This window comes from Pantoea sp. Ft-CA_14, assembly GCF_024520875.1.
Lineage (GTDB): Bacteria > Pseudomonadota > Gammaproteobacteria > Enterobacterales > Enterobacteriaceae > Pantoea > Pantoea agglomerans.
Genome location: NZ_JALNPM010000014.1, coordinates 75,312 through 93,106, shown reverse-complemented (window position 1 = coordinate 93,106; position 17,795 = coordinate 75,312). Strand labels below are relative to the sequence as shown.

At 55.8% G+C, this 17,795-nt stretch carries 18 protein-coding genes; 10 read left to right on the top strand and 8 right to left on the bottom strand.

Features of this window, described 5'->3' with window-relative positions; all coding sequences use genetic code 11:
• Window positions 1-33 precede the first annotated feature (33 nt).
• The 3 genes from NR195_RS18765 to NR195_RS18755 all read right to left on the bottom strand — a co-directional run bounded on the left by NR195_RS18765 (window position 34) and on the right by NR195_RS18755 (window position 3,354).
• A complete protein-coding gene (locus NR195_RS18765; RefSeq protein ID WP_029518973.1) occupies window positions 34-645 on the bottom strand; it encodes an acyl-homoserine-lactone synthase in 612 nt (203 codons plus the stop codon).
• Between the two features lie 122 nt (window positions 646-767).
• Entirely contained in the window at window positions 768-1,490 is a 723-nt protein-coding gene (gene sdiA, locus NR195_RS18760) for a transcriptional regulator SdiA (protein ID WP_033779449.1), read from the bottom strand.
• A gap of 1,168 nt (window positions 1,491-2,658) precedes the next feature.
• Complete coding sequence (locus NR195_RS18755) at window positions 2,659-3,354, bottom strand: extensin family protein (RefSeq protein WP_010669801.1); 696 nt, start codon at window positions 3,352-3,354, stop codon at window positions 2,659-2,661.
• Window positions 3,355-3,640: 286 nt separating this feature from the next.
• Here NR195_RS18755 and cycA point away from each other — a divergent pair, with 286 nt between their 5' ends.
• Window positions 3,641-5,035 (top strand): D-serine/D-alanine/glycine transporter, encoded by a 1,395-nt coding sequence (gene cycA / locus NR195_RS18750; protein WP_022625909.1) that lies wholly within the window; start codon window positions 3,641-3,643, stop codon window positions 5,033-5,035.
• Window positions 5,036-5,081: 46 nt separating this feature from the next.
• Here the strand turns inward: cycA and NR195_RS18745 are convergent, their stop codons facing one another.
• On the bottom strand, window positions 5,082-6,056 hold the full coding sequence (locus NR195_RS18745; RefSeq protein ID WP_010246619.1) for a metal-dependent hydrolase: 975 nt from the start codon (window positions 6,054-6,056) through the stop codon (window positions 5,082-5,084).
• Window positions 6,057-6,094: 38 nt separating this feature from the next.
• Window positions 6,095-6,730, bottom strand: a complete 636-nt coding sequence (gene rutR, locus NR195_RS18740) for an HTH-type transcriptional regulator RutR (protein WP_003849991.1) — start codon at window positions 6,728-6,730, stop codon at window positions 6,095-6,097.
• A gap of 306 nt (window positions 6,731-7,036) precedes the next feature.
• On the opposite strand from rutR, the gene rutA reads away from it, so the two are divergent.
• The 6 genes from rutA to rutG are packed head-to-tail and all read left to right on the top strand — an operon-like array spanning window position 7,037 to window position 11,976.
• The gene (rutA, locus tag NR195_RS18735) at window positions 7,037-8,128 is read left to right on the top strand and encodes a pyrimidine utilization protein A (RefSeq protein ID WP_010669800.1); all 1,092 of its coding nucleotides are present in this window, start codon (window positions 7,037-7,039) and stop codon (window positions 8,126-8,128) included.
• Window positions 8,128-8,841 (top strand): pyrimidine utilization protein B, encoded by a 714-nt coding sequence (gene rutB / locus NR195_RS18730; RefSeq protein ID WP_010246624.1) that lies wholly within the window; start codon window positions 8,128-8,130, stop codon window positions 8,839-8,841. The genes rutA and rutB overlap by 1 nt, the downstream gene beginning before the upstream one ends.
• A 20-nt stretch (window positions 8,842-8,861) precedes the next feature.
• The gene (gene rutC / locus NR195_RS18725) at window positions 8,862-9,257 is read left to right on the top strand and encodes a pyrimidine utilization protein C (RefSeq protein WP_033779453.1); all 396 of its coding nucleotides are present in this window, start codon (window positions 8,862-8,864) and stop codon (window positions 9,255-9,257) included.
• Window positions 9,257-10,066 (top strand): pyrimidine utilization protein D, encoded by an 810-nt coding sequence (gene rutD, locus NR195_RS18720; protein WP_163762917.1) that lies wholly within the window; start codon window positions 9,257-9,259, stop codon window positions 10,064-10,066. The genes rutC and rutD overlap by 1 nt, the downstream gene beginning before the upstream one ends.
• Before the next feature lie 19 nt (window positions 10,067-10,085).
• Window positions 10,086-10,601, top strand: coding sequence for an NADH-dependent FMN reductase RutF (rutF, locus tag NR195_RS18715; RefSeq protein ID WP_256844808.1), 516 nt, complete (start codon window positions 10,086-10,088; stop codon window positions 10,599-10,601).
• Between the two features lie 46 nt (window positions 10,602-10,647).
• The gene (gene rutG / locus NR195_RS18710) at window positions 10,648-11,976 is read left to right on the top strand and encodes a pyrimidine utilization transport protein G (RefSeq protein WP_010669797.1); all 1,329 of its coding nucleotides are present in this window, start codon (window positions 10,648-10,650) and stop codon (window positions 11,974-11,976) included.
• 4 nt (window positions 11,977-11,980) lie between these two features.
• Here rutG and NR195_RS18705 read toward each other — a convergent pair whose 3' ends face one another.
• Window positions 11,981-12,895, bottom strand: a complete 915-nt coding sequence (locus tag NR195_RS18705; RefSeq protein ID WP_010669796.1) for a DMT family transporter — start codon at window positions 12,893-12,895, stop codon at window positions 11,981-11,983.
• 96 nt (window positions 12,896-12,991) lie between these two features.
• Complete coding sequence (locus tag NR195_RS18700) at window positions 12,992-13,165, bottom strand: general stress protein (protein WP_010246636.1); 174 nt, start codon at window positions 13,163-13,165, stop codon at window positions 12,992-12,994.
• A 300-nt stretch (window positions 13,166-13,465) separates the two neighbouring features.
• Between NR195_RS18700 and wrbA the strand changes: the two genes are divergently transcribed.
• The 3 genes from wrbA to NR195_RS18685 are packed head-to-tail and all read left to right on the top strand — an operon-like array spanning window position 13,466 to window position 15,743.
• The gene (gene wrbA, locus NR195_RS18695; RefSeq protein WP_010669795.1) at window positions 13,466-14,065 is read left to right on the top strand and encodes an NAD(P)H:quinone oxidoreductase; all 600 of its coding nucleotides are present in this window, start codon (window positions 13,466-13,468) and stop codon (window positions 14,063-14,065) included.
• Between the two features lie 20 nt (window positions 14,066-14,085).
• On the top strand, window positions 14,086-14,316 hold the full coding sequence (locus NR195_RS18690) for a YccJ family protein (protein WP_010669794.1): 231 nt from the start codon (window positions 14,086-14,088) through the stop codon (window positions 14,314-14,316).
• Between the two features lie 53 nt (window positions 14,317-14,369).
• Window positions 14,370-15,743, top strand: coding sequence for an NAD-dependent succinate-semialdehyde dehydrogenase (locus tag NR195_RS18685; RefSeq protein WP_010669793.1), 1,374 nt, complete (start codon window positions 14,370-14,372; stop codon window positions 15,741-15,743).
• Between the two features lie 65 nt (window positions 15,744-15,808).
• Here the strand turns inward: NR195_RS18685 and agp are convergent, their stop codons facing one another.
• Entirely contained in the window at window positions 15,809-17,512 is a 1,704-nt protein-coding gene (agp, locus tag NR195_RS18680; protein WP_256844807.1) for a bifunctional glucose-1-phosphatase/inositol phosphatase, read from the bottom strand.
• Between the last annotated feature and the right edge of the window lie 283 nt (window positions 17,513-17,795).

Here is a 17,795-nt window from a genome sequence, read left to right as displayed (position 1 = left end):
TTGCTTGCCCCCACAGCCGCGGGGGCAAATTAATTAGCTGTGCGCCTGCCAGTTAACCGAAACGCCCAGCGTAGGCAGCACCTCTTCCGGACTAAAGCGCCGCGTTCCCCGATACTTTTCAGCCAGCGCTGGCTGAACCACCGGAATGCGGATCGCAAACAGATTATCTTCTGACAGAATAAGTCCCGGCGTCAGCGGCTCATACACCACCTGATGCTCTTCAAACATCTTTTCCAGCATCGGCGTTGCCGAACTGATGATGTATTCCATACCGTTCAATTCTGCCAGCTGCACGGCGTGCCAGAGAATATTCAGTGGCAGTTCAGCGTCCACATCCAGCCGTGCCGAGAAGCGCGACATTTCCCACACTTTCTCATGGCTGAAAGGCAGTACGATGCCTTCACTCAGTTCAGGTTCGAACCAGGGCATCAGACGCGCACAGCCGCTGATGCCCTCCCGCGCATTCCATGCGATCAGCCAGGTGACATCTGAACGATCGTAGCGATCATATTCCTGTCCTGGCGTGCTCAGGCGTGGCGGAATTGACCACCCTTCGCCGCGCGCAAAGACGCTATATCGGTAGCTGCCGAGTTCGGCAAGCAAAGAGGATGGCATATCCTTTAATTGCGTTTGCACTATTTTCATCATGCGCCTCTGACATCCCCATGTTTGCAATGATTTCTTTGCGCCAGCCTGGCAAAGTCCCGGCGCAGGGTAGACAACAGACCTGTGCAAAGGAACGGCGAAGTGTAGCCGTTGCTTTATGTTCAGATCAGTCCGATTGCCGCTGCATAGCAGGCAATCTGCGTTTTATTGGAAACATTGAAACGCTTTTGCATATTTTTTTGGTGAAAGTTAACGGTATGTTCAGAGATGGATAAAATAAGTGAAATTTCGACCGCCGTTTTTCCTTCGGCTGTCCATTTCAAAATTTCCAGCTCGCGCTGACTAAACTCTTTTTTTAGTACCATCATTGCATCATCGCTAAAGCGTTCCAGCGTATCCAGACTTAGTTCCGCTAAAAGGTGTAGTTTCACCTCCAGCTCAGCATGGCAGAGCTGGACAGAAATGGGCTGTTGCGACGATATAGATAATATACCAATGACGCGATTTGGTGCCATTGCAGAGCAAGAAAATCCGCTCTGCAGCCCATATTCTCTCGCCTCATGCCACAAATTGCCGGCGTCGGCGAAGAGTTCCTCCGTCCACGCCATGCCTTTGCCCGGTCGCTGACACAACCTGAGCACCGGATCGACAGCGTAATAATTCTGCTTCTCATAGTGTTTAACCCATAATCTGGGATAGGTGCTATGTAAATGAATGCGCGGTCGGTTAAAAGGCACCGGGTGCTGAATCAAAAAGGCAAAATAATCGAAGCCTAATGATTCAGTAAATTGTTGCAATAACGGCTTCAATTCAGAAGAAACCGTTAATGCCTGAAATTGTTCTTTCACCTCATGTCGCCAGGCGAAATAATTTTCAGTGCTCATATTGCCTCAGCGTTAATTTCACTCGCCCTTCCGGTAATATTCATTCGGATTCATCGGATAAAATAACTTTGCAGAAGAAAATTAATTTATCTTTCAGGACGAATCTGTCGCGATCTACAGCGCATTTAACCTTTCACCGTTGGAGCGGAGTGAAAAAGTGTTCCTGCCTTTACAAGGTGAGGCCGATCACAGCAATTTCAATCACCCCAGGAGAATAAGATTTTTCTGATAGGATTTCAATCCCTGACCTCCAGTACAATTTTATCTCAGACCTGAAACGTCTGCTGAAAATATTGAATCGCGATGCTGATTGTTGGTTAAATAACGAGTAAACAAGGCGTTAATTACTTCGCTATAAGCGAAGCGGCAGTGACAAATTTCTGACATATTTTTCATCAGGAAATAAGCCCGGCTCTCTCTTTGCAGCATCAGGACCGGTTTCGTCAGACGACCCCGCAGCCCCTGTGGCGTCTGTTGAGGCCGCTAACCGGCTTGCTGACCGCGCCACGCGCTTGCCGGTGACAGACCTGTCCCGGTTTTCAGTGGCAGCCCTGTAAGCGTAACGATGTGCTGTTTAATAAACCTTTTCTGCTCTCTCCTGCCCGACCATGCTCTGTGCCAGTCGATTCACATGCTGCTGTGGTTTATCGACTTATCTGACTGCAAATACCTGATCCAGGACAGCGTGTCCGTAAAAGTCTCGTTTACTTACTTTGCTGTCTGACCGCAATACGTGGCGGAGATCACTATTTATGGCGTAATGCTCAACACTGACTCTATTTTAATCAGTTAAATCACTTTCCCGATAGTCACGCAACTAAATCATATGAAAATAAATTTGCAGGAAAATCCGTTCTTTTCTCAATCACGCACGCTTTATTTATGCGATACCTTTCCCTTATTTCTGCCAGCGCAACCGTGAAATAATTTCATCATGCCGCCAGCAGGCGCTGAGCAAATGAGGCTGAGAATCTGCACAAGGGTTTTATCCCGCAGGCATCGTTTTATTCTTACAGATGGCCCTGAAATCGGCTTTTTTATGCGCATCCTGACCTGTTGTCAGACTATTTCAGTAAGGGATCAGGTTCAGCAATGATAACTGGATGGGTTTTACTGGCACCATAAGAACATTTCTTAATCAAACACGGTATTAATCCTGTCTGATGATTTATCGGCAGTAGCCTGCACCTCGCATACCCAGATGAAAATGTGAGGCGTGAGCGGCGTTATAGTCCGGCCCCAGCGCATTGCCGAATACCTCACAGCCGCCACGCCACAGCGTATGAAGCATTGCCGCTTTTTCTTCCGGCTGTTGCCAGTGACGACTGACCTCAAGCCGCTGACCATCAGCCAGCTGAAAGCCTGTCACATCCCAGGCATCGGCGGTGGCATGTTCACTGAGCCGCCCCTGGGCACGATGATAAATATTACGGCAGGCGTAACTGCCGACATGCGTAATTCGTACCAGTGGACTGTGCATCTCTCTGGCGGTCTGTTCACGACTGCGCAGAGCATACATGGTGCTGGCGACGGCCATAGGACAGCTGGCCAGAAAGCTGCTGCTGAGGCTGACCGGGCCAAATTTCTGAACCCGCAGCGGATGACTGAGCGGACAGTGACCCGTGACGTCCGGACGCTCGCTGAAGCTGACCCAGCCCGCCTGTTGAGCGCGGCGCATCACCGCCAGACACGCGTCTGGATCGCTGGCCAGCCTTTTCATCTTAATCTGCGTCATCCAGCCCGGCGGATCGGTAACAGAGAGTGGCGTAAAGGGATTAAACTGCGGCGGCAGATGCTGCTTAAGCCAGGGTAAGCTGACCCATCCCAGCGCAAGCAATAGCAAAAACAGGATAAGCGTGCGCATAGTCCCTCTCGCAGCATGATGATTAGCAAACAAAAAGTGTAGAAGCCCATCGCCTTTCACGCCGCCTGACTGACATAACGTGATGAATAATTACCCAGGCTGACGAAGGTTTGAACAAAATCGCGCTTTATTGCCGCTTCCGGGGCGGCAGGCATCACAATTGGTAAAAAAGCGTTACCCGATTCCGGCTCTCTTCCTCTATCTTATGCCGACTTGCCCTCAGGCAGACGCCTTGACTAACAGCCAGCAGAGCTGAACACAACATCACGACAGGAAAGACAATTCTATGGTTGATCAATCTAAAGAAACCGCAAGCACCCACGAAACGCCCGATAAACTCCAGCGCAATCTGCACAATCGTCACATCCAGCTGATCGCCATTGGTGGCGCTATCGGTACCGGCCTGTTTATGGGTTCCGGTAAAACCATCAGCCTGGCTGGCCCCTCGATCATTTTCGTCTATATGATCATCGGTTTTATGCTGTTCTTTGTGATGCGCGCCATGGGGGAGCTGCTGCTCTCCAACCTTGAGTACAAATCCTTTAGCGATTTTGCCGCTGATCTGCTTGGCCCGTGGGCCGGCTACTTTACCGGCTGGACCTACTGGTTCTGTTGGGTGGTAACCGGCATTGCCGACGTGGTGGCAATCAGCGCCTATTTCCAGCTCTGGTTTCCGGGCTTCTCGATCTGGATGAGCGCCCTGCTTTGCGTGGTGGTTTTTCTGGCGCTCAATATTGCCACCGTCAAGCTGTTTGGCGAGATGGAGTTCTGGTTTGCGATCATTAAAATCGTCGCCATTGTGGCACTGATCGTAACCGGGATTGTGCTGGTATCGATTCACTACCCCTCACCGGGCGGCGGCACAGCGTCACTCAGCAACATCTGGGATCACGGCGGCATGTTCCCGAAAGGCCTCAGCGGCTTCTTTGCCGGCTTCCAGATTGCGGTGTTTGCCTTTGTCGGCATTGAACTGGTGGGCACGGCAGCGGCTGAAACCCACAATCCGCATAAAGTGTTACCGCGCGCGATTAATGCGATTCCGTTGCGGGTCATTATGTTTTACGTGCTGGCGCTGATGGTGATTATGGCGGTAACGCCCTGGACCCAGGTGATGGCCGATCGCAGTCCGTTTGTTGAGATGTTCGTTCTGATTGGTCTGCCTGCGGCTGCGAGTATCGTTAACTTTGTGGTGCTGACTTCTGCCGCCTCCTCAGCCAACAGCGGCATCTTCTCCACCAGCCGTATGCTCTATGGCCTGTCGCAGCAGGGTGTGGCCAGCCGCGCCTTTGGCCGACTCTCTGCCCGTGCGGTGCCGACTACCGGCCTGTTTTTCTCCTGCCTGTGCCTGCTGATTGGTGTGGCGTTGATCTACCTGATCCCGGATGTAATGAAGGTCTTCACGCTGGTGACCACCGTCTCGGCCATTCTGTTTATGTTCGTCTGGACCATCATTCTGTGCAGCTATCTGGCCTACCGTAAAAAGCATCCGCAGCGCCATGCGGAGTCGGCATTTAAGATGCCGCTGGGCAAATTCATGTGCTGGGTCTGCATGGCATTCTTCGCATTTGTGCTGGTGCTGCTGACGCTGCAGGAAGATACGCGCCAGGCGCTGATGGTTACGCCACTCTGGTTTGCCCTGCTGGGTGTCGGCTGGATGCTGCGTAATCGTCGTAGCCGCTAATCGGTAATATCATGAACAAAGCCCGGTCAGATGACCGGGCTTTTTTTTACAGGCGATCGCCCAGCGCAGAGAAAATGGCGGATAAAGAGGGGCGTTCATAAGGTAAGCGCTGCGGCCGGGGATCGGGCTGCTGAGGCGTGCCCAGACCAAAGGTGAAGGTATACTTATCGCCTTCGCCCATGCGCAGGTCGGCAATCGTCGTCTGCCCGTCCTGCTCACGCAGCGCGTAGAAGCCGTGGCTGAACCAGGCGACACGTTCTGCATACCAGCTGCCCCGAAAGGCGTCGAACAGTTCAGGATGACGCGGGTACCACGCCACCTGCAGTGGCCGTGAGGGCGACAACAGCGACCAGTAAACTTCGCCATAGCGATCCGGCGTCATAATCACGCTGCGCCATACCAGCGTATTAAAGGCCGTGGGCGTCACCAGCACTTTATTGTCCGGAATACCCTGCTCCGCCAGCGACGCTCTGATCTGCCAGCCTGCGACGCCCTGAATCACCACACTCCAGACCAGATAAAGGGTACTCAGCATCAGCCCGAGCCGGTTTCCGCGCAGCCCTTTATCACTGCGCCGCCAGAGCGCGACGCCCAGGCCTGCCAGCAGCGGCAGGGTATAGAGTGGATCGACGATGTAGATACTGCCGATGGCATAAGGATAATCGGTGATCGGCAGGCCAAGCTGGGTGCCATACACCGTCATCAAATCGAGCAGCGGATGGGTAATCAGCGCCAGCCAGATGGCAGGCCACCATGCTGCCCACTTCACCCGCTGGCGAAACAGACCCGCCACCAGCCATGCAATCAGTGGCGAGAGCAGCGTGAGCCAGAGCAGCGCATGCGTTTCCGTGCGATGCAGGGTCATGTTGCGTATCGCATCGCCATGATCAAGAAAGACATCGAGATCGGGTAAGGTGCCGCAGACGCCGCCCACCAGCGCGGCCTGCCAGACCGGCACCCGACGTCCCATCACTGCGACACTGACTGAGGCACCCAGCACCAGTTGCGAAACAGAATCCATTGATTAACTCCGTACCTGAACCGTGGATGTATCCTGAATTAGCGTACGCGAATCCCTTCGATGATCATGCGCTGCACGTTATCAACAGCCTGATCGAAAAACGCCGGATCGCTGAGCGTCTGGCCGGTAACGGCCTCAACCTGAGTGGCAAAATCGGCGTAATGCTGCGTAGTGGCCCACAGCATAAAGATCAGATGCTGCGGCTGTACGCCTGCCAGTCGTCCTTCATCAATCCAGCGTTCAATAATTGCCGCTTTGTCATCCACCAGCTGCTTAAGATCGCCTGCCAGCTCCCCTTTCAGAAGCGGAGCACCCTGCAGCATCTCCAGACAGAAGAGCCGGGAAGCCTGAGGATGATCGCGCGACACTTCCAGCTTCAGCCGGATGTAGCGCCGAATCGCGACCAGTGGATCCTGATCGTGCGCCAGCGCGCGCAACGGTGCCAGCCAGACATCCAGAATCTGCTTAAGCACCGCCACATAGAGCACTTCTTTAGAGGGAAAATAGTAGAGCAGATTAGTTTTAGAGACATCGGCCAGCTCGGCTACCTTATCGAGGCTGGTGCCGTGAATGCCAAACTGTGAGAAGAAGGTTAATGCCGCTTCCAGTATGGCGGCCCGCTTCGCTGCAACCGCACGCGAACGACGCGTTGGCTTTTTTTCATCGGTATTCACACGTTTACCTCATCCTTCTGGTGTCAGCGCATCATAGCAAAGGGATTCATCGCTGCCCAATCCGCGCCCTGCACCTTTTTTGCTCAGCCTGCATGGAAAACGTGCAGCGAATTTTGACCAGACGGTCTGAAATGGACCAGTTACTCCACTTACCTCTTTCGGGTTAATTTTAACTCATTGTTATATAAAACAATAAAAAAAGTGGCACACAGTTTGCAGAATTGTGACTGAGCGCGGCCCACATGGACGATGCAGGATGCAGTGCAGCGCGTGAAACACCTTTCCCCCATCGCAACGAGGTTTCACATGAAGATAGGCGTCTTTATTCCAATTGGTAACAATGGCTGGCTGATTTCGTCCAATGCGCCGCAGTACATGCCGACCTTTGAACTGAACAAAGCGATCGTGCTGAAAGCAGAGCATTACCATTTCGATTTTGCGCTCTCGATGATCAAACTGCGCGGCTTCGGCGGAAAAACCGAGTTCTGGGATCATAATCTCGAGTCGTTCACCCTGATGGCAGGCCTGGCCGCCGTGACATCACGCATTGAGATCTACGCCACCGCCGCCACCCTGACGCTGCCTCCGGCGATTGTGGCGCGCATGGCCTCCACCATCGATTCCATTTCAGGCGGTCGCTTTGGCGTCAACCTGGTGACCGGCTGGCAGAAACCGGAATATGAACAGATGGGAATGTGGCCTGGCGATGAGTACTTCAGCAGCCGCTACGCTTATCTGACCGAATACGTTACCGTGCTGCGCGACCTGTGGGGCACCGGAAAATCGGACTTTAAAGGTGAGTTCTTCACCATGAACGACTGCCGGGTGAGTCCGCAGCCGCAGCGCCCGATGAAGGTGATCTGCGCCGGACAGAGCGATGCCGGTATGGCCTTCTCTGCTCAGCACGCCGATTACAACTTCTGCTTTGGTAAAGGTGTTAACACGCCTGCCGCGTTCAGCTCTACCTCGATTCGCATGAAGCAGGCCGCTGAAAAAGCGGGTCGCGATGTCGGCTCCTATGTGCTGTTTATGATCATCGCTGCTGAAACGGACGAAGAAGCGCGGGCGAAGTGGGAACACTACAAAGCCGGTGCGGATGAAGAGGCGCTCTCCTGGCTCACCACTCAGAGTCAGCAGGACACCAAATCGGGCAGCGACACCAATGTGCGCCAGATGGCGGATCCGACCTCGGCAGTCAATATCAATATGGGCACCCTGGTGGGGTCGTATGCCAGCGTGGCGCGGATGCTGGATGAGGTTGCGCAGGTCGAAGGCACCCACGGCGTGCTGCTGACGTTTGATGACTTCCTGCAGGGTATCGAGAACTTCGGGCAGCACATTCAGCCGCTGATGGCCTGCCGCAGCGCCCTGCTCGACGCACAGCAGGAGGTGGCATGATGGCTACTGTTTATTGTGCTCACACGCCGGATGTTCCCCAGGTTGAACTGCCGGCGCGGCCAGAGCCGATCGCCTTTCCGCCTGGCCAGACCGCGCTGATTGTCGTGGATATGCAGAACGCCTACGCCACTGAAGGCGGCTATCTCGATCTCGCGGGTTTCGATGTTTCCGCCACCAAGCCGGTGATTGCGAAAATCCATCAGGCGGTGACGGCGGCCCGTGCGGCAGGTGTCCAGATCATCTGGTTCCAGAACGGCTGGGACAGTGACTATGTAGAAGCGGGCGACGCCGGTTCCCCCAATTTCCACAAATCGAATGCCCTGAAAACCATGCGTAAACGGCCTGAACTGCAGGGCTCGCTGCTGTCAAAAGGCGGCTGGGATTACGCGCTGGTCGATGAACTGGTGCCACAACCCGGTGACATCGTGCTGCCGAAATCGCGTTACAGCGGCTTCTATAACACCCCGCTCGACAGCATGCTGCGCAGCCGCGGGATCCGTCATCTGATGTTTACCGGCATCGCCACCAACGTCTGCGTTGAATCGACGCTGCGCGACGGCTTCTTTCTGGAGTACTTCGGCGTGGTGCTGGAAGACGCCACTTATCAGGCCGGCCCGCCCTTTGCTCAGCAGGCTGCCCTGTTCAATATCGAAACCTTTTTTGGCTGGGTATCGGATGTCGATACCTTCTGCGAAAGCCTGAATGCCCGCTAATCCACGATAAGGACGACGCTATGCCGAAAAGTATTATTGTTCCGCCAGGCACCTCCACCCCCATCGCCCCGTTCGTTCCCGGCACGCTGGCGGATGGCGTGGTCTATGTCTCGGGTACGCTGCCGTTTGATGCTGACAACAACGTGGTGCATGTGGGTGATGCCGCAGCGCAGACCCGCCACGTGCTGGAAACCATTAAAAAGGTGATCGAGACCGCCGGTGGCAGCATGACCGATGTGACGTTTAATTCAATTTTTATCACCGACTGGTCGAACTACGCCGCGGTGAATCAGGTTTATGCCGAGTTCTTTCCCGGCGAAAAACCGGCGCGCTTCTGTATTCAGTGCGGTCTGGTCAAGCCTGATGCGCTGATTGAGATCGCCAGCGTGGCGCACATCGGCAAAGCGGAGGTCTGATGCAGCTGGATATTCTGGGTCTGCAAAATCCCGATGCACCGACACTGGTGCTCTCATCCGGTCTGGGCGGCGTGGCGGGTTTCTGGCAGCCGCAGCTGGCCGCGCTAACGGCACGCTATCGCGTGGTGACCTATGACCAGCGCGGCACCGGTCGCAGCGCTGACAGCCTGCCGGAAGGCTACAGCATGGCGATGATGGCGTCAGAACTGGCCGCCGCGCTGGCGCAGCACGGCATCCTGCGCTTCAGCCTGATCGGTCACGCGCTGGGCGGTCTGGTGGGGATGCAGCTGGCACTGGATTATCCGGATCGGATCGAACGGATCGTGGTAATCAATGGCTGGCTGACGCTGCATCCCCATACCCGTCGTTGCTTTCAGGTACGTCAGGACCTGCTGCTCAACGTCGGCGTCGAGGCATTTGTCCGCGCTCAGCCGCTGTTTCTCTATCCTGCGGAGTGGATGGCACAGCATCAGACACGGCTGGATCAGGAAGATAGCCATCACGTCGCACATTTTCAGGGGATGGAAAATCTGATGCGGCGGCTGCACGCCCTGATGAGCGCCGACTTCAGCGCGCGGGCTGCTGCCATTCCACAACCGGTACTGGTGATCGCCAGCCAGGACGATCTGCTGGTGCCGTGGAGCTGCTCCACTGAGCTGGCCGCGGCCCTGCCCAATGCGACTGAACAGATGATGGCCTGGGGCGGCCACGCCATGAGCGTCACCGCCCCCGAAAACTTTAATGCCCTGCTGCTGCAGTGGCTGGATCAGACTGATGACGTGCAGCCGCTGCAGCGCGTCGTCGGATAACCTTTTCGCGGAGAACACGATGAGCCTGGATACCCTTACCCCTGCCGTTGAGAAAACTGAGTTTCGTAATGCGATGTCGCGGCTGGGTGCTGCGGTCAACATCATCACCACTGAAGGCCCGGCCGGACGCGCAGGCTTTACGGCCTCGGCGGTGTGCAGCGTCACGGATTCGCCGCCGACGCTGCTGGTCTGCCTTAACCGCTCTGCCTCGGTTTACCCGGTGTTCCGCGAAAACATGCAGCTCTGCGTCAATACGCTGGCGGCGGGCCATGAAACGCTCTCCAATCTGTTCGGCGGCAAAACGCCAATGGCTGCTCGTTTTATTGCCGCTGAGTGGTCAACGGCCGTGACCGGCTCGCCGGTGCTGAGCGGCGCCGTCGCGTCCTTTGACTGCCGCATCACTCAGATTGTCAGCGTCGGTACGCATGACACGCTGTTCTGCGAAGTCGTGGGGTTAGTGCGCAATGATGACACCCACGGTCTGGCGTGGTTTGACCGGGGATACCATCCCCTGTTGCGGCAGGATGCCTGTTAACGCTTCCCTGAATCCCACCGGCATTCATAACGCTCTGGAGTAGACGATGGCACGATCCTGGTTTCCGCAATGGCAAAAGAAGTCGGCATTAACAGAAAACGGTATTATCGCCCCGGATGAGACCCTGCCTCTGGGGCAGACGCTGGTGCTGGGTTTACAGCATGCGGTAGCGATGTTTGGCGCAACGGTGCTGATGCCCCTGCTGATGGGGCTGGATCCCAATCTGGCCATTCTGGTCTCGGGTATAGGCACGCTGCTGTTCTTCTTTATCACCGGCGGTCGGGTGCCCAGTTATCTCGGGTCGAGCGCTGCCTTTGTCGGCGTGGTCATTGCGGTAACCGGCTTCAGCGGTCAGGGGCTGAATCCCAATCTCAGCGTGGCGCTGGGCGGCGTGATCGCCTGCGGCCTGCTCTACACGCTGATTGGTCTGGTGGTGATGAAGTCCGGCACGCGCTGGATTGAAAATCTGATGCCGCCGGTCGTGACCGGTGCAGTGGTGATGGCTATCGGGCTGAATCTGGCCCCGATTGCGGTTCACAGCGTCTCCGCCTCGTCGTTCGACAGCTGGGTTGCGGTGATGACCGTACTCTGCATTGGTCTGGTAGCGGTATTTACCCACGGGATGATTCAGCGACTGCTGATTCTGGTCGGCCTGATTCTGGCCTGGGCGATCTATGCGCTGCTGACCAACGGTCTGGGGCTGGGTAAGCCGGTCGATTTTACCCTGCTGTCACAGGCCGCCTGGTTTGGCCTGCCGCACACCACCGCTCCCACCTTTGATCTGCAGGCGATGGTGCTTATCGCCCCGGTGGCGATCATTCTGGTGGCTGAAAACCTCGGGCATCTGAAAGCGGTGGCGGGCATGACCGGACGCAATCTCGATCCTTACATGGGACGCGCTTTTGTTGGCGATGGCCTGGCCACCATGCTCTCCGGCTCAATCGGCGGCAGTGGCGTTACCACCTATGCCGAAAATATCGGGGTGATGGCGGTGACCAAAGTCTACTCTACGCTGGCGTTTGTCGCCGCGGCGGTCATCGCCATCCTCGCCGGTTTCTCGCCGAAGTTTGGTGCGCTGATCCACACCATTCCGGCCCCGGTGATTGGCGGCGCATCCATTGTGGTGTTCGGGCTGATTGCGGTAGCAGGTGCACGCATCTGGGTGCAGAACCATGTCGATTTAGGCCAGAACAGTAACCTGATCATGGTGGCGACCACACTGGTGCTCGGAGCCGGGGATTTCGCGCTGAAAATCGGTTCTTTCACGCTGGGGGGTATCGGTACCGCCACCTTTGGCGCGATTATCCTCAATGCGATTCTGCGCCGACGCAGTGCGGCAAAGCAGGACAAGCCACTGGCGCGACAGCAGGGTTAACGACCTACTCCAGCGGTGTGGCAGCAGGCTGCACCGCTTTTTTTCGTTTCAGCCGCAGCTCACTGACGATCACCCCGCAGACGATCAGCGCGCCGCCCAGCAACGCCAGCGCAGGCAGGCGCTCACCCGCAATACGCCCCACGACGCCGGCCCAGACTGGTTCCCCGGCATAAATCACCGTGGCGCGGGTCGGCGAAACGCTGCGTTGCGCCCAGTTCATGGTGACCTGAATCAGGGCGCTGGCCGCACCCAGCCCCAGCGCGCTGAGCAGCAGCGGCGTTGAGATGGCAGGCACCGTTTCCCCATTGGGGATCATCAGACCAAAGGCGCACAGCGACGCCACCGCCAGCTGGATCAGGGTCACACGGCGCACATCGACCTTACCGGCATAGCGGCTGATTAAGATGATCTCGGCGGCGATCGCCAGGGTACTGATCAGCGTCGCTATTTCACCTGCATTCAGAGTGATGCGACCATCCTGCGGCCCGGCCACCAGCAGCAGGCCGGTAAACGCCAGTACAATCCCCAGCCACGACATCAATCCCGGCGGACGGCGCAGAAACAGCCATTGCAGCAACGGCACGACAGGGACATAGAGCGCGGTGAGAAAGGCGGACTGACTGCTGGAGATGGTCTGCATTCCCCACGTCTGAAGACCATAGCCCCCGGCGATCGACAGGCCAATCAGCGCACCCGCTTTCACCTCCAGCCAGGTCATGCCTGCCAGATAGCGGCGGAAAAAGAGCGCCAGCAGCAGCGCGGCGGTGGCAAAACGCAGGCCGACAAAGAAAAACGGGCCGGAGTGCTGCATCGCACGATGCACCACCAGAAAGGTACCGCCCCAGATCATGGTGATGAAAAGTAATACCAGCTCCTGCCGCGTCAGGCGCAGGGTTAAACCGCGGAGTGTGTCCGACATAATTCACCTGATGATGTGTCCGGACAATATTGTGGGGAGAGCGAGGGGGAAAAGCAACGACGTTAACCGCCGGTCTCAACCGGCGGCAGTGTGGGGTTATGCGTCCGGTTTTTTAGGACTGCTGCGTCCCCCTTTCTCCCCGGCACGCGCGGCGCGCTGCGGATCGTTTTTAAAATTACCGCCGCTGTTTTTTCCCCCTTTACGTCCCGCTTCTGCGGCACGTTCACGGTTTTCAGCAAAATTTCCAGAACCCCCACGATGTGTTGTCATGATTTGCTCCTGTCGCGTAGTGCGATAATTAAGAATTAAAAACAGAGGGCTGACGGCCCGAAACGCGAGCTCAGCCCATGTTTAAATAATAGCCAGATTATCCTTTCACTCGTCCGCCAGTCACATTTAGCAACAGAGTAATCACCAGAAATTTGGCTAAACAACGAACACTCTGCCGACTTACAACCGATTAGCTGCTGATTTATTGCCCGACTCCTCCGTTCCGGCTTCGGCATCGCCTGCGTAAAACGAAAGCTCTTCTATACTTTTTCTGGACGTCAAAACCATCTGGAGAGATCAATGGCTAAGATTCTGGTGCTCTACTATTCGATGTACGGACATATTGAAACAATGGCGAACGCGGTTGCAGAAGGCGCTCGTCGGGTTCCCGGCGCGGAAGTGGATATCCTGCGGGTACCAGAAACGATGGAGGCCGATCGCTTTGCACAGGTGGGCGGCAAAACCGATCAGCAGGCAGCAGAAGCCACGCCCGAGTTGCTGCCGCACTATGACGCAATTATCGTCGGTACCCCGACCCGCTTCGGCAACATGGCCGGACAGATGCGGACATTCTGGGATCGCACCGGCGGACTCTGGGCGTCAGGCGCGCTGTTTGGCAAGGTTGCCAGCGTCTTTACCTCAACCGGCACCGGCGGCGGTCAGGAACAGACCATCACGTCTGTCTGGACCACCCTGGCACATCACGGCATGGTGATTGTGCCAATCGGCTACGGAACCAAAGAGTTGTTCGATATTTCACAGGTTCGCGGTGGAACGCCTTATGGAGCCACCACCCTGGCGGGCGGCGATGGTTCGCGTCAGCCTACCGAAGCGGAACTGAATATCGCCCGTTTTCAGGGCGAACATGTTGCCGGACTGACCGTCAAACTGCAGGACTGATTTAATCAAAGGAGAAAAGTATGTCTACTGAACAATCGAAAGCACATCACGTTGGCGAATGGGCAAGTCTGCGTCATACCTCCCCTGAAATTGCCGAGGCCATTTTCGAAGTGGCTAACTACGATGAAAAACTGGCAGAAGAGATCTGGCGTCAGCAAGGCAGTGATGACGTGCTGATTCGCGCCTTTGAAAAAACCGATAAAGATCTCCTGACCTGGGATGACAAGCCCGTAGAACGTAAGAACGTCTGATTCAGGGGCGGGACTTTCCCGCCCTCAATTTTTAGCTCACCAAGGAGTACGCTATGTCTTCCTATCAAAGCATTAATCCCGCAAACAACCAGTTGCTGAAAAGCTGGCCGTCACACGATGAAGCCGCCGTCAGCCATGCCCTCGAAGTGGCCGATCGCCTTTTCCATTCTTCATGGAGCAAAGGTGATATTCAGCCGCGTCTGCAGGTACTGAAAAAACTGGCTGACCTGATTGATAGCCGCGCGGAAGAACTGGCCACCATCGCCAGTAAAGAGATGGGTAAACTGATTGGTCAGAGCCGCGGAGAAGTGAAAATCTGCTCGCAGATTGCCCGCTACTACGCAGAGAATGCGGAACGTATTCTGCAGCCGCAGTCCTATCCCAGCGATCTGGGCGAAGCCTGGGTTGAGTATCACCCGATTGGCGTTTTAGTCGCCGTCGAGCCGTGGAACTTCCCTTACTATCAGCTGATGCGCGTGCTGGCACCTAACCTGGCGCTGGGTAACCCGGTGCTGGCAAAACATGCCAATATCGTGCCGCACTGTGCCGATGTCTTTGAGAAGCTGGTTCGTGAAGCGGGTGCGCCTGAAGGGGCCTGGACTAACCTGTTCATCTCCACCGATCAGGTCGCCGATCTGATTGCTGACGACCGCGTACAGGGTGTCGCCCTGACTGGTTCCGAGCGCGCGGGCAGCGCCGTGGCTGAGCAGGCCGGTAAGCATCTTAAGAAATCGACGCTGGAGCTGGGTGGCAATGACGTGTTTGTGGTGCTGGATGATGCCGATCTTGATGAAGCGGTACGTCAGGGCGTGCAGGCTCGCCTCAGCAACTGCGGACAGGTCTGTACCGCCGCAAAACGTTTTATTCTGCATGAGAAGATTGCCGATCGCTTTATCAGCCAGTTCAGCGCTGCACTGAGTTCCGCTACGCTGGGTGATCCGCTGGATGAAAAGACCACGCTTGGCCCGCTCTCCTCCGCTGACGCGCGTGACCGCCTGGTAAAACAGGTAGACGAAGCCGTCGCCAATGGCGCAAAACTGGTTACGGGCGGCAAAGCCGTTGAAGGTGCAGGTTGCTACTATCAGCCAACCATTCTCACTGGCATTACCCCGGATAATCCCGCCTATTATCAGGAGTTCTTCGGTCCGGTCGCGCAGATTTATGTCATAGGTGACGATCAGGCGGCTGTGGCGCTGGCGAACGACTCTCACTATGGTCTGGGCGGCTCGGTCTGGACACGCGATATTGCACGCGGTCGTAAACTGGCCTCTGCCATCGAAACCGGCATGGTGTTTATCAACTCCCAGAGCGACACCTCAGCGGAGCTGCCCTTTGGTGGCGTGAAACGTTCAGGTTATGGTCGTGAGCTATCTGATCTGGGTATCAAAGAGTTTGCTAACCAGAAACTGGTGGTCGTGGCGGGTTAACCGCCTTGCAGCCATAAAAAAACCCCGTCTCGACGGGGTTTTTTATTATCAGCGGGATAGCACGATTACTGTGTTGCCACAGCTGCTGACTTTGATTCGTCGTTGTGCGCTGTTGCAGGCGTGTTCGAGGCGTTAGCCTGGTCAGCCGCACCTTTATCGGCACTGGCTGATTTCACTGCCGCGTTGTCCGCTTTCGCTTTCTCAGCGGCGGCTTTATCCGCTGCTGCCTTGTCCGCTTTTGCCTTCTCAGCGGCGTCTTTATCGGCTGCTGCCTTGTCCGCTTTTGCCTTCTCGGCTGCTGCTTTATCGGCTGCTGCCTTGTCCGCTTTTGCTTTTTCAGCGGCGGCTTTATCGGCTTCAGACTTCTCAGCGGCAGCTTTATCGGCGTCAGCCTTCTCTTTCGCCGCGGTCGCTTTATCCGCTTCAGCCTTATCAGCAGCAGCGTCATTGGTCGCTGCGGCTTTCGCACTGTCGTCGTCAGACTGGGCTGCCGGTTGTGGTGCCGCCGCTGGCTGCATTGGCGTGCCCTGCAGCGCAGCATTCAGCACCTGAGAGAACTGATCCCAGCTGCAATAGCCGTTTGCATCGGTCTCACAACCCGCCAGCTGCAGCGTAACGCGCTTCGGTGGGTTCTTCAGGCTCAGCACGTCTGCGTTGCGCAGCTGATCGGCGCTCTGATAGACATACTCAACTTTGAGCAGGTCTTTATCATTTTTGGCATCATGCCAGCGTTCGAAAACAACCTGACCGCCAATCGGCGTTTTTTCGAAGGTATCAGGCAGTTCATAAGGCTTGACCTGCAACGCGCTCAGCAGCGAGGCGATGTTTGAGTCATGGCCTACCATCAGCGTAATTTTAGGCGCGTTGGCTTTGTCCTGATCCACTAACTGACTGCGGATGTAGTCCACCAGCGGTGCCGCCACTTCACGGGAAATGTCCGGGCTGGTAAACAGCGCGTCCTGGTAACCATTTTTAATCGCTGACAGCTCTTTCCACTGCTCAGGTGTTTTGATCTGGCCCCATGCAACCTGATCCAGCGGGAAGCCTTCGTAATATTGCAGCGTGAACGCATCCATCAGGGAATTCCCCGTTTTCAGCGGGCCACTGACATTCGGTTCTTTACCATTTTCAGCGCTGAAGGTGTTCTGACCACTGCTGAGGTCGCACTGCTTTTTATTGTTGCAGGCAGGCGATGCTTTGTAGTCGACAATCTTTTCCAGGCGCTGGAAGGCAGGCTTCAGCGACAGTTTTTCATTCGCAGCGGCCATCTCAGCCAGCGCTTTCTTATTGAATGCTTCACTGCCATCTGTAATAACCGGATTGAAGATAGGATCCATGGAGCCCATTTCATCCTGATGAGAAACAGCGACGTCACAGCCCGGGAAGGCGCCATTAACAAAGAACTGGGCGGTGGCCACAGTGCGCTGCAGGCTGTTGGCGTAAACAAAGACGTTATTGCTGTCAGGACAGCTGCCGTTCTTCACCAGGCCCTGCTGTGCCAGCCACTGACGGGTGTAGTTACCCATGTAGACTTCCAGCACACCACCTTTGGTGGTCAGCTGTCCGCCGGGAACATCCCACTGCGGCCAGCTCTTTTTGGTCGACTGCGCCAGCACGCTGCCATTATCAGCCAGCGGTGCACGCAGATTGTGACGACTTAACATCAGCACCTGTTGCAGCTGCATATCACCCTCAGCAGCAAATGCTACCGTTCCGACCGGCAATGCAGCGAGCACTGACAATGCGCAAAGACTCAGTTTCTTGATCATTGTGCCTATTCCATTCATTCAGTAAAGAAACACTCTGGCTATCAACCCATTAGCTCGCCTCAGAGCGATGTAATCAACAGTGTAACTCAGCTCGCCTCAGAAAAGCGCCAGATGTTTGCAAAAACGGTGAGTGGACTATAGCAGAGATGCACCGGAGAGATGAATGCGCAGCCACGCGTCACAGAGAGTGGCACGCTTTTTTCAGACAGGAAGAAGTAACAGAGAGAGCAGAAACAAAACAGGCCAGCACTGCGTGCTGGCCTGTAAAATGTGGCGGAGGAGG